The organism is Herbaspirillum sp. 1130 (assembly GCF_017833835.1).
GTDB lineage: Bacteria > Pseudomonadota > Gammaproteobacteria > Burkholderiales > Burkholderiaceae_D > Herbaspirillum > Herbaspirillum huttiense.
On the sequence record NZ_JAFICQ010000009.1, the window covers coordinates 52,356 to 65,201 of the forward strand.

Here is a 12,846-nt window from a genome sequence, read left to right on the forward strand (position 1 = left end):
ACACTCATGGACAGGGTAATGCGCAACCCAGAGCATCTCGCCCTGGGGGCTCACATCATTCGTTAGATGATTGGCTCGGGCAGACGCTTCACGTCATAGCAAAGCGTCAGGGTGCGGTTCAGGACCGGGTCATACAATTCCGCGCGCCAGCGGCTCGCGAACTGATTAACACCCTCATGCATATTCACGGTACCAGATATCAGCACGGTTCCAGGGTTCAAGAGCCCGCGCTGGCGCAATAGCTCTACCCAATGTGAAGGTGGCAGAAGCTCCTCCAGCGACGCGGATTGGATTTCGGACTCGATGCCGTCATTCGTCACCCATGCTCGAAGCTGGAGCTGGTCAACGTGGTCTTCGACCTCGCTTAACTTCCACGCAGAATCCGACAGAACGTCTGGAGAGGCGTTTTTCGACCAAGCAATGCCGTGGACTTCCAGGGCACGGTCGGTATGGTCGCAAGCCAGAGTCAAGAGTACCTGCCCGTCGTCAGCGACCACCAAGCCCCACTCCACTTCTCCAGAAGTGCGGTCATGCGGCACCCATACCTGGCCAGTCTGCTGAGCCAAATATGGAGAGATAGGGACCATGATGGGAATGACTTTTGGAGGGGCGACGCCCAAATGCGCCAACTCATCGATGTGCGCTTGGACTTTCTCCCTTGTGCGGCCTGAAAAGCCGCCATTCAGAACCTGGGTGACCTTGACGCCAATAACTTCCCCTCCGGGAAGAGAAAAACTGAGATTCACGACCGTCTCCTATGATGTTCCACAAAATTTGTGCATACTTCCGTGTATACACAACGCATGCAGACAAGCATACAATTTTTATAAATGTTTTTGCAAGCATCAAATTCGATATTTTCGAATTTGCAAATGTTTCAATCCCATCAATGGGCAGAAGGCTCAGCAGTACGGGGACGCGAAAGCCCACGAATTAGAACAAAGCAGAGAATGGTATTGATTGCCGAAAGTGCGGCTAAGACCAAAAGGCTTTGGTGCGCACCGTAATGTTCATATAACCATCCCGAAACGAGCGGACTAGCCGCTTGACCAATCAATGCCGGACGCGCGAGCCGTCCGAGCAACACCGGATAATCGGCGGACGAAGTTATCGCTAAGGGAAGTGTTCCTCGGACAATTGACCGCAACCCATTTCCAGCGCCGTAAATAACAACACCTAGAAAGGCAATATCGGGAATGGCGAGAATGAGGAGAATTCCTGCGAGAACACTTCCTACGGAGGCCAGAGTCATCCACTTCGGATGCACGGCCTTAATGGCCAAATCCAAGATTCGAACCGCAACTTGGCTGGGACCAAGTAACCCGGCTAACGCGATAGCTACAGGGAGAGAATATCCCTGCTCATGCAATATCGACACGAGCAGTATGGACATCGCCGCCATGATGATTGCTGCAATAGTGAAGATTGCGGCAATCTGTACAAACAATCCCTTCCCAATCGACACACTCTTTTCGTCATTGGCCTTTGCGCTGACATTTTCAAAGCCTTCTCTTGGAAGCGCAAAAAAATAGATAGGACCAACCGTCACGAGCAAAATGAGGGCATATACCTGGCAAGCGCCTCGCCAGCCAAGCCATTCGATGAGCCAGGCAATACCTGGCCATACGATGCTGGTACAAAGGCCTGAAAACAGAGTGATACTGGTAATAGCACCTTTGGCGTTTTGCTGAAAACTCCGTCCGAGAGTCGCATACAACGCGTCATATAGGCCCAAGGCCATAGCGACACCCAAGTCGAGCCAACCAAGATAGAACACAACGAGATTGTGAGCCGATGCCACCATCAATAGCCCAGCGCCTGAGATGAACCCAGAGGCAATCAACATCCCTCGTCCGCCGTGACTTGCTACTCTTCTCCCCACTGCTGGGGCTAATAGTCCAGAGACAAAAATACTTAAGGAGAGCGCGCCAAAGACAGCAGCTCTCGACCAACCCGTGTCCAATAAGATTGGCGTTGCCAAGACTGCCAGGAGAAAGAATGTTCCTCCCCAAATGAGAATCTGGGCGGCCGCCAACAGAACAACCGATGCAATACCAATTTTTCGGTTAACAGCCATCTCAGAAGATTCAGAGCATGCTCAGAATCGGCCCACTCAACGCCAACACGTCTTTATGCGTCATGGACCGCTTCAATTTACAGCCCAAATGGAGAAAGAACTTTGTGGAGCCAATCCTGCTCAACCTTTCCATTCGATATCTCAGCTTTGATTTTTTCTTCGTGCTCGAGAGTTTTTTGAGCTGCTGAAATGAGCGCATCTGCGGCCTCAGCAGGGAATGTGACAATGCCGTCTTCATCGCCAACAATCAAGTCACCAGGATTGACCAATTGTCCGTCAATCGAAACTGGAACATTGATTGCTCCGGGACCATTTTTATAGGGACCTCGGTGGCTTACCGCCCGTGCGTAACAAGGAAAATCAGCTTCGTAGAACGCATTGGTATCCCGAACCGCCGCGTCCAGAACGAAACCTGCGCAGCCTCGCTGCTGTGCGTACAGCATGATTAACTCGCCCACCAACGCGTTGGTTTCATGTCCGCTACCATCTACGACCAATACGTGGCCTGGCTGGAGCAATGTCAAAGCCTTGTAAATGAGGAGGTTGTCTCCTGGGCGGACTTTGACGGTAAAAGCCGTACCGACCAATTTCTTCCCACGATGGATGCGCCTCAAGGCGTAAATTCCGGACATACGCTGCAAGTTATCGCTAAGGTGCGAAACAACAGTCTTTTCCAGAGCGGAGATAGTTGCAGGACTCGCGACCTGTGCAGCAGGATGAATAGTGAAAGATGTGAGGCTCATGGCGGGCGAGAAATTTATGAGTGGTTAAATCTGTCTTCTCGTACTTTCCGCCGTATGATTTCATATGTAAATTCGTATTTTCTTAAACTTCATATAGCAATTGCGTATAGATTTTCTTTACGGATTTGAGTTGTCAGCACTTTTAATTTCGCCCTTTCTTCACTGGAGACAAGGCTTCAATAACCTTCTTCACCATAAGATTCTCTCGCGTTCCATCCCAGGCAACAGCCATCGTAATAACGTTGACTACCTCCTTCAGGGGGCGAACAACCACGTTTTGCGGAGCAATTTTCTTCATAGCATGGGGAATCAGCGCAATTCCCTGGCCACACCCCACAAATGCAGTTTGTGATGATACGGTCCGAACTTCATGTAATATTCTTGGGGCAAAGCCACTTGCGCGGCAGGCAGCCGTTAGGCAATCAAAATATACCGGGCTCACCTCCCGCGAAAACATCACGAAATCTTCTTCCGCAAGTGATGCCAAACGAACGCGCGCTGACTTTGCCAATGGATGGGTCACGGGTAAAGCCACTGCCAATCGGTCCTCGGCTAGAGGCATGGTCTTAATTCCATTGCCAACTTCGCCTTCCAGCCTTGCGAAAGCGACGTCAATCTCTCCCGACATCAGTAATGGAACTGCGTCTACGCTATCAATCTCTTTCACCGCGATTGTCACGTCAGGCTGGCTACAGCGCAATTTGTCTAAGACCGGCGGCAATTCGTTGAAAAGAGCGAAACTGATAGCCCCTATGGTCATCGTTCCCTTCTGACCGGCGATTGCCTCGGTAACCGCAAACTCCAAATTGTCCATTTGGTCTGCAAATTTTCGGACCGCAGGCAATATTGCAGCTCCAATCGACGTCAACTGAGCGCCCTTTCGGGACCTATCGAATAGCTTCACTTTCAATGCCTGCTCAAGAATCTGAATGTTCTCCGTAAGTGGCGGCTGCGACATTCCCAATCTCCTGGCGGCTCGACTGAAACTCTGTTCCTCCGCAACGGCCAGAAACATCCATAGATGACGTACAAGTCTGAAATTAATCATGATTTTTGCAGGCCTTTCTTAGCAGTCTTTCTGAATTGGATTGACGTGAGAACCGCATCTGACAGCAAGATTATATAAAACCAACAACTTTCAACTATAGGATTTCATTAATTTAAGATTCCAAAAATCAGAATTTACATATAGGCCTCCAAGCAAGATATTACGAGCATCGCTAAATTTGGCGACGACTAGGATATGGAGATAGATATGAAGCTGGAAGATAAGGAACTGGTTGCTCTCTTCGCGGGCCTGGATACTCCAGGCGTATCGGATGCGATGGATAAGCTGGGCATCCCCGGCCAATGCATGGAAATAATGCCATTGAGCAACTACAAACAGCTCGTCGTTGGTCCCGCTTTTACAGTCAAGTATGTCTCTGCAAGCACCCCTCCCGGCACGGTAGGCGATTTCATCGACGATGTCGCTGAAGGCGACGTCATCGTCATCGATAACGACGGTCGTACCGACTGCACCGTGTGGGGCGACATCATGACCCAATATTCTTCTATCCAAAAAATCGCCGCCACCGTGATTGACGGAGTTTGCCGTGACGTCAATCGTGCGTTAGCGGATGACTACCCCATCTTCAGCCGCGGCCGATTCATGCGTACCGGAAAAGACCGCGTCCAGGTCGAAGCTGTCAATGTCCCCGTCTCCATTGGTACCGCGCGCGTAGCCTCCCGCGATATCGTCGTTGCTGATGCCAACGGCGTAGTGGTCATCCCTCGCGACCGTGCACAGGAAGTGGCGCAGCTTGCCAAGAAAATCGAAGCCGTCGAAACCGGCATCCGCGAACACATTGCCAACGGAAAATCGCTGGGCGAAGCCCGTGAAATTCTGGGCTATCACACACTGCAACGTAAGGCTTAAGGGCCGCAATATCTCCAGTCTTGACTGGTGACATTTCACATCAAGGATTCACTATGAGCAAAACCCTCTTGGACCGCCTTGCCGGTTTGGACTCCAACACAATTTCGGACGCCCTGGATTTCCTCGGTTTGCCAGGCGCCACCTTCGGATTGCGTCCTCTGTGGAGCTGCAACAAGATTGTTGGCAGGGCAAGCACCATCCAGTTGGGCCCCAAGGGGGACACGAAGCCGACCGTGCACCTGATTTCACCGGTCATCGACGCCATCACCACTGAAGACCGCGTTTTGGTCATCGCTGGAGGCGTTGAAGGAATTTCCTGCTGGGGTGACATCTTGGCAAACGCCGCAGTCCATAAGAAGGTTCGCGGCTCAGTTATCGACGGCATGAGCCGCGACATTGAGGGTAGCGAGGCCGTGGGCTATCCAGTCTTCGGACGTGGCGTGACCATGATTAGCGCACGCAATCGCGTCATTCAAATCGATTCCGGAACCCCGATCAAAATGGCCGGCGTAACAGTCAACGAGGACGACTATGTTATTGCGGACCGTTGTGGAACTGTCTTCGTAGCAGCGGACCGCATCGAAGAAGTTCTGGACCTCGGTGAGCGTATTGCACGTCGCCAGGACGGTATGGTCGATGCTGTTCGTTCGGGCCGCTCCGTTGCTGATGTGATGCACGATAAAGAATTCGACGCCATCATGAAAACCAAGTGAGCTAGCGTAGGAAAATCAAAGTGTCGACCGAAAAAAATCCAATTACCAGACTGAACAAGCACTTGGCCAGTGCCAAGCCTTCTGCGACCTATAAGATGATTGACAGGGTTGCAGCACGTCGCGCCACGGGCGCAAAAATCATCTCGTTGAACGCTGGGGAGCCCGACTTCGATACGCCAAAGCATATCTGCGAAGCGGCGATTCTCGGCATCAAGACCGGACATACACGCTACACGCAGGTAGCCGGCACCAAAGAGCTGCGCGAAGCCATCGCACAGAAGTTCAAAGATGAGAACGAGCTGGACGTATCCTGGCAGAACGTTATTGTGAGCAATGGCGGTAAGCAGGCGATTTACAGCGCCTTGAGCGCGACGCTCAACGAAGGTGATGAAGTCATCATTCCCGCTCCATATTGGGTAAGCTACCCAGAAATGGCTCAGCTCTCAGGTGCTAAGGCAGTCATTGTGGACTGCCTGGAACCGGACGGCTTCAAACTGACCGCGGCCGCTCTGGAAAAGGCAATCACTCCGGCGACGAGATGGCTTATCTTGAATTCTCCCTCCAACCCAACCGGCGCAGTCTACTCGCGTGAGGAGCTCGCGGCGTTAGCGGTGGTGCTTCTGAAGCATCCACATGTGCTCATCCTCAGCGACGATATCTACGAGCATTTGCTGTTCGACTCGCAGAAATTCTACACTCTGGCCCAAGTGGAGCCTCGTCTGATGGAACGCACTCTGACGATGAACGGCGTGTCCAAGGCATACGCGATGACCGGCTGGCGCATTGGCTTTGCGACCGGGCCTCAGTGGCTCATCGAGGCTATGGTCAATCTCCAAGGACAACAGACTTCCGGCGCGAGCTCCGTGTCGCAGTTTGCAGCTACCGCTGCGTTGACCGGCCCTAAGGAGATGCTCGGTGAAATCAGAGATCTTTTTGAGCGCCGGCGCAACCTTCTAGTGGAATGGATAAACGCGATTCCTGGAATTAGCTGCCAGACTCCTGGCGGTGCCTTCTATGTGTTTGTTTCATGCAAAGGCTTACTCGGAAAAACCACTCCTGCGGGCAAGCTGCTTGAGTCGGATGAAGACGTTGCTATCACTTTACTGGAAGAAGCTAACGTTGCCGTTATGCCTGGCAGCGCATTCGGTCTTGGCCCATATCTGCGGATAGCTTACGCTCTACATGAAACGACGCTGAAGCAAGCTTGTGATGCTATAGCTGAGTTTTGCTCCGCGCTGAAGTAGTCGAAACAAAGCGTTCTTGCGAATTTAATAGCCCCGTTTCCTTCCGAAACGGGGCATTTTTTGGACATATTTTCTCAGGAATTTGCGTCCTAGTTTGACCTATGATTAGATAACAACCCAGTTCATGTCAGTGAGCGGAAGAATGACGTGACAGACGTGGCCCTACTGGAAATTATTCGACGCTGGCACATAGGGGATCGAATTTTGTTCAGAGCGATTACACGCCGGCTGGATAGTTCCTGCCACATGACTCATAGCTACACTCAATCGAAGGCGAGCCGACTTACCCCATCAGGCGCTCTACGTACGCCCTCGATCGACTCAAGCTGCGGTTGTCCGCCTGGCTTTCCGCTAAATCAGCCAAATCCCACAAGAAAAGCGGAACGCAGGAAGCAGATTTTCCTGAACTAAAAGAGCTGTGGTAGAAGGGATCGTATGACCGCGTGGCTGCGATCGGAAGATGGTGGAAGACGGGTGAACTGGAGAAAGCCAATTCTGCGAGCAAATCAAAAACATTCGATTTTGCGCGTTTGAATTGCCTCTCGAAAACTAAGATCAGTGACGCTATCGTTCGATATTTGACATGAATACGCGCATTTACTAATGCCCTCCATCCTGATAACGCTCCTGAGCCATCGTTAAAATTGTATACTCGAACGCCGCGCACTTGCTGCCAACTTCGCCTGGGCTATTCATGAGTTACGTTCTCTTCGCTATCGCAGATGTGGGACAGCCGCTAAATTTTCCTCCAAAATAAACGCACCCACCAGATGTACTAAGTTCTCGGACTGCCCCTGAAGTGATTTAGCGGCAGCTGCTGCCTCCTCTACCAAGGCAGCATTCTGCTGTGTGGCCTCTTCCATTAAAGTTATTGCATGGTCAATCGTCCTTATACCAACGCTCTGTTGAAGGCTCGCAATCGCAATCTCATTAACAACAGCGGAGACGCTGTTAATACTAGTAACGACCTCTCTCATAGTATTACCTGCATGCCGCACTAAAAGTGTGCCTGCGGTGACCGTCCCAACAGAATCATCGATCAGCATCTTGATCTCCTTGGCTGCCGCTGCCGAACTATGTGCCAATGTACGGACTTCCGAAGCCACCACAGCGAAACCACGTCCTTGCGCCCCAGCGCGAGCCGCCTCTACCGCCGCATTAAGCGCCAGAATATTGGTCTGGAATGCAATGCTGTCGATTACGCTGATGATATCGACGATCTTCCGTGAGGATTCGTTAATAGCAGTCATAGTTTGTACAACATCATTCACCGCCTCACCACCTTTCTCTGCCACTTCTGACGCCTTGGACGCCAACGTACTGGCATGCTGCGCACTCTCTGAATTTTTATTCACGGCTGATGTTAGCTCTTCCATTGCCGAGGCGGTCTCTTCCAGTGATCCAGCTTGTTGTTCGGTACGACTTGAGAGATCCATGTTGCCCGTGGCGATTTCATCTATAGAAACCTTCATGGCACTAGTGGCACCTTTGATTCCATAAACTGTTTCCACCAAGCGCTCCCGCGTATATGCGATAGCAGCCAAAATACTGGTTTCATCAGCGACCGCAACCCGGAAAGAGCCGGTCAAATCGCCCTGCAGCAATCTTTCGGGCGGCATTAGCAGCTTCCTCCGGTTCTCCACCAACAGAGAGAATTATATTGCGCGTGACCATACCAACGATGAGCGTTAAGAACGCCGCAATTCCGGCAAAAACGACTATCGTGTGAATCAATGCCTGCCTAAAATCGGCCTCAATATCATCGGAGTACATACTGCAGACTATATCCCAATCCCAGGGCTTGAAATGCTTGACGAAGCCGATCTTAGCGCTGGATTTTTCACTCCCTGGACGGGGCCACCAATATTCGATAAACCCGCCCCCCCCAGACGAGCCCCCAGCAAACGCGATCATTTTGTAGAGACTGTTTCCTTTTGCATCTTTGAACTCGATCATATTTTTCCCCTCAAGCTTGGGATTGATGGGATGCATCACTACAACGGAGTCGGAGCGCAATATGGATACATACCCGTCTCCGGTGAATCTCTGGTCCCGGACTCGTGCAATCGCGCCTAGTTGCGCTTCTTCTCGAGTCAACTTTCCTTGATCCTCTAACCTTCCAAAGCCCGCCACGATGGTGTAGGCCATTTCGGTGACATCTATCAGAGCTCGCCGCCGCTCGGCCAACTGTAGATCGCGCGTTTGATGGATGTCCCATACTGACAAAAAAAGCAGTGCTATCAAAGAGAAACCAGAAGATAGCCAGAGTTTTTTCCGAAGCGATAGCTGTTTTAACATATTGACCTTAGCGACAACGCCGCCCCCTAGTTTCGGTTGCTTAATTTATCAATGACACCCTGCGCGTTTTGCATCAATACGCCCGGATATTTTTCTACGAGTATGTCGAGATACGGGACGAACTCCTGCAAGGCGATTGCCAATGCCATGTCGGAAACGTCCTCACTCCACAGCAGCTTTTGTATGAAACGGACAGCGCCGATCTCCGCGATAATCTCTAGACATGTTCTATATTCAATTTGCGCGATGTCGGGAGGAAAGCATTGCCTGGCCGAACTCTGCAGATCTCGATAAAGAAGTTGCAAGTTCAACGCTGCGAGCTTTGAAGCAGACGCTTCGAAAAAGGCACAAAGAAGTCCGAGATCTTCGGTCAGCTTTTGGGTAATTGAAATGACGTTACGCAATTGATCGATATTCAGATTCTCTTGCGCAGTCCCTCTTCTTTCGCTCATCTCGCCCTCTACTTTCAGTTATATGAGTCTCTTCTCCCAGCCTCCGTTAAGCCGCTTATTAGTTGGTGAGAGGCGACAATTCTCCTTCTAAGCCCTTGGAACCGAGTAACTTAATGCAAGGACCTGTTTTCGCCACGCCTCCTCAGCCTGCACGTTTAGACGCCAGCAGCGCTGGCTTCATGATCATATTGCGACAGTAAGTTGTAGCATGCACATCGTCTGGCTGACATTCTCTAATCGGAAAACTATGGGAGTAGGTTCTTAGTGCGGCCTTACGAAATAATTTTCACAAACTAAACATACAATTACCGTTGTATTCCAATAGTTGGAAGGACGTCCAGAATATGCATTCTGGGTACAATGAAGCCGCTAACAGGCGGCACACAATTTTTCCACTGATGGCTTTGTGAGGCTATCACGGGGATTCTGATCACGCTTGACGCTCTATGCATTTGTCTCGTCTTGCAGTGCACATCACACCCAAATCACACACCTCGCTACAAAGAAATTTCTAGTGCGTGCCTCTACGACTCATCATGAGTTGGCGGAATTCCGTAGGAGTGACGCCATAAGCGGCTTTAAAGGCTCGGCTGAAATGGCTAGTTGAGCTAAAACCTCTTCCATAAGCAATTTCTGATATTTGTAGATGCTGAAATCCTGGAGTCATCAACATCTCTCTACAAATTTGCAGGCGTTTTTGCAGAATAAAGCTGGAGACTGAGAGGTCCTTGCGTTGAAAAATCAAATGAAGCTTTCTTATCGAGATTCCATTGGCTTCCGCAATAAATCTAGGCCCAAGCTCCTCTTCATGTAAGTGACTGATTATGTATTGCTGAAGCAACTGGAGTTGAATCGCGTCTTTGTTCGGGACTTCTGGCGTGCCCTGCTGTAAAGCAACGCTGACCAGCTCCAATAGAGAGCGGTTGGCCGCCTCCACTTGATGGCTCTCCAAGTGATTCATCTCGCTGACCAATGCCCGCATCTGTGCCGCGAGCAGATGGCCGATACCACACTTGCTATTTAGTTTCCCCCCTTGAGGAGGGCGGTGATCCGGAAAGCTGCGGCGCAATACGCGCAAGGGCAGCATTAATGTGACCTTGTGCAGAGTCTCCAAAACTTCGAACCGAGTGGCATGAGCCGTGTCCCATACCATCAGATCTCCCGGGCCGACATCTACACAATGATTCGCAGAGTGGAAGCGCTCGTGCCCACCTTGGGTCAACTGTATGCCGATGTACACGTCGTCATCCTTTTTAACGGTACGATGATCGCGTTCTCCGTGGCAGGGGTCGCAAATAGTATTAATCAAATTAAAATCATCGAGTATGTAGCGAGTAATATGTGCGTGAAAGGAGGGCGGGACAGACTGCGTAATTTTCCATTCCCGATAGGACTGGCTCACGGCCTTTTCCCACTCTGCTGTCTTTTGGTCAGGATGAAATTGCTCGCTATGCCAGAAGTGAATTTTTCGATTGCGGTGCATACTGGGCTCCTTTCCAAGACATGCTTACATCGCCTCCTGACAGTAGAATGAAATGTGGCCCCATACTGCTGCTCTTTTTAATTAATTGCGGACAGTACGCTTTTGTGAATATTTGCGATCGATGCACGATCGCTCGCATGGTCTCACCAAGAAAGAGACGACCCTCCCCCCAAAATGAAAAGTAACATTTCAGAAGACTTTCAAGATCGGCGGGAACAACCATGTAGGGCGGGAAAGCGTGAACCCGTTATGCGTCACATAGAGGATGTCGGCCTATCCACGCCGCCGAGCTTTGAAAAATGTTTCGTAAGGGCTCTCACCGAAAGATTGCTGATAGTATTTCGAAAACCTACGAACATCGCTGAATCCCCATTTGAGCAGGATCTGAGTGTACGAAGCCTCTACCGAGGGGTCACAAAGGTCCGAGCGCAGCCGTTCAAGACGAATTCTTTTCAGATACGACATGGGGCTGGTTGACTTAACCCTACTAAACGCTGACTGAAGACCACGAACGCTCAGCGCCGCCTCGCGCGCGATTTGTTCGAGTCTAATCGGTTGATGAGCATGCGCTTGCATGAACTCGACAGCACGTCGCAATCTCGACGGCACACCGTCGTCGGGCACTCTATCGATGCTGCGCCGATAGTTGTGCTGGCCCCGCTCAAGTATGATGGAAATCAATGCTTGGCGCAGGTATCCCACCGCGATCGGGCTACTTCTCGAGCCAGACTTCGAAGCAAGCAAACATTTCAGTGCTGTCGAGATTTGTCTGATAGCGCTCTCGTCTTGTCCTGTGAAACTCGTTGTTGGATCAAACGATAGCCTTTTGTAAGAGTGTTCGCCGCTCAGCGCAGCAAGCTCTTGGTGTAACGGCTCGGCAGGCAGCGCAATAGTGTCCATTCTCGTCATAGGTGAAAATCGCGCCGATCTAACCTCAAGATAGTCGACTACGTAGGGCGAAGTGCATACCAAATCGGTCGTATTCAAGGTCCATTGCGCGCGCCCCGCGGTGGGAATGACCAGAAGGAAAACGTCTGAATCGTTCCTTCTTTCCATAATCCAAGGCGTCTGCATTTCCGACGACCGAAAAAAAAATCCTGCCGGTGTAGAAGTGTATTTTCTGTAACGAAAAGATCCGCGCACGAGGGGCGTCATTTTGATTTCGATATTGCGTTCCCGATAGTGATTTTCGACTTCAGACGGGTCAGTGAATGTTTCAAAGTTACCTTCCATCATCACCTCTTTGTGGCTAACGCTAAAGCTTTGCGAAGGTGTGCGACTACCCAGCGCAGACTCCCGTCTCGCAATTTTCCAAGCTAACCGTCGACATACGTCGTGTCTATCCAAGTGCAGAGCGCGAAACTCCACTTTCGTTTGGCAGTTTCCATTGTTTGCTATCGCGAAGATTGAGGGCACTGATGATTATGATCCGCTTGTCTCTTTCGGACCAAACCTAGCGTGAGTTTTCCGACTAGCGGTCCGGTGAAAGCGCCAAGTGAAGGAAAAACTCAACCAGTACCAAGTCTCTAAAAGCAACACGTCGAGCAGCCCGCTTAGAATTCACTGCTGCTGTTCGCGAACACATGGCTTGCGACACCAGATCGAGCCGCGACGCGATTGGATACCGTCACCACGCTCTCATTGTTCACACATGAACCAGCTTCAATGACCAAGACATCCTTCCAGAACTCGTCCGTCACTGTCAAGGTACGTACCTTCGAACCGTCAGTGAGTTGGCCGGCTACCAAATCTATGCCTCAAGCATCGTTTGACTTGGCCGGCAAATCTTCGCCCCGGTGACATCCATCTTCAGACGCTTCGGCAATTTGGAAAGCAGTTTTTCCTCACAATACAGCCGGTACGCCTGATTTCTGTCCAACTAGCAAACTTTGCCGCGCAATAGCTAGGGACGCGCGAA

10 protein-coding genes and 1 pseudogene are annotated in these 12,846 nt (G+C 50.9%); 3 read left to right on the forward strand and 8 right to left on the reverse strand.

Going from position 1 to position 12,846, the window contains the following annotated elements; genetic code table 11:
* Positions 1–62: 62 nt before the first annotated feature.
* From JOD78_RS27695 to JOD78_RS27710, 4 genes are all read right to left on the reverse strand, one after another.
* Complete coding sequence (locus tag JOD78_RS27695) at positions 63–746, reverse strand: DUF2848 domain-containing protein (protein WP_209570161.1); 684 nt, start codon at positions 744–746, stop codon at positions 63–65.
* 140 nt (positions 747–886) lie between these two features.
* Positions 887–2,077: an MFS transporter gene (locus JOD78_RS27700; protein WP_209570163.1), complete on the reverse strand. Its 1,191-nt coding sequence runs from the start codon at positions 2,075–2,077 to the stop codon at positions 887–889.
* A gap of 77 nt (positions 2,078–2,154) precedes the next feature.
* Positions 2,155–2,820, reverse strand: a complete 666-nt coding sequence (locus tag JOD78_RS27705) for an RraA family protein (RefSeq protein WP_209570166.1) — start codon at positions 2,818–2,820, stop codon at positions 2,155–2,157.
* Between the two features lie 142 nt (positions 2,821–2,962).
* Positions 2,963–3,868 (reverse strand): LysR family transcriptional regulator, encoded by a 906-nt coding sequence (locus JOD78_RS27710; protein WP_209570167.1) that lies wholly within the window; start codon positions 3,866–3,868, stop codon positions 2,963–2,965.
* Positions 3,869–4,075: 207 nt separating this feature from the next.
* On the opposite strand from JOD78_RS27710, the gene JOD78_RS27715 reads away from it, so the two are divergent.
* The 3 genes from JOD78_RS27715 to JOD78_RS27725 all read left to right on the forward strand — a co-directional run bounded on the left by JOD78_RS27715 (position 4,076) and on the right by JOD78_RS27725 (position 6,695).
* On the forward strand, positions 4,076–4,738 hold the full coding sequence (locus JOD78_RS27715) for an RraA family protein (protein WP_209570170.1): 663 nt from the start codon (positions 4,076–4,078) through the stop codon (positions 4,736–4,738).
* Between the two features lie 53 nt (positions 4,739–4,791).
* A complete protein-coding gene (locus JOD78_RS27720; protein ID WP_209570171.1) occupies positions 4,792–5,451 on the forward strand; it encodes an RraA family protein in 660 nt (219 codons plus the stop codon).
* Positions 5,452–5,546: 95 nt separating this feature from the next.
* The gene (locus JOD78_RS27725) at positions 5,547–6,695 is read left to right on the forward strand and encodes a pyridoxal phosphate-dependent aminotransferase (protein ID WP_209570197.1); all 1,149 of its coding nucleotides are present in this window, start codon (positions 5,547–5,549) and stop codon (positions 6,693–6,695) included.
* 713 nt (positions 6,696–7,408) lie between these two features.
* Here JOD78_RS27725 and JOD78_RS27730 read toward each other — a convergent pair.
* The 4 genes and pseudogenes from JOD78_RS27730 to JOD78_RS27745 all read right to left on the reverse strand — a co-directional run bounded on the left by JOD78_RS27730 (position 7,409) and on the right by JOD78_RS27745 (position 12,164).
* A pseudogene (locus JOD78_RS27730) lies at positions 7,409–8,993 on the reverse strand (methyl-accepting chemotaxis protein).
* 26 nt (positions 8,994–9,019) lie between these two features.
* A complete protein-coding gene (locus tag JOD78_RS27735; protein ID WP_209570172.1) occupies positions 9,020–9,445 on the reverse strand; it encodes a hypothetical protein in 426 nt (141 codons plus the stop codon).
* Positions 9,446–9,956: 511 nt separating this feature from the next.
* Positions 9,957–10,928, reverse strand: coding sequence for a helix-turn-helix domain-containing protein (locus JOD78_RS27740; RefSeq protein ID WP_209570173.1), 972 nt, complete (start codon positions 10,926–10,928; stop codon positions 9,957–9,959).
* Between the two features lie 273 nt (positions 10,929–11,201).
* Positions 11,202–12,164, reverse strand: a complete 963-nt coding sequence (locus tag JOD78_RS27745) for an AraC family transcriptional regulator (RefSeq protein WP_209570174.1) — start codon at positions 12,162–12,164, stop codon at positions 11,202–11,204.
* Positions 12,165–12,846: the final 682 nt, after the last annotated feature.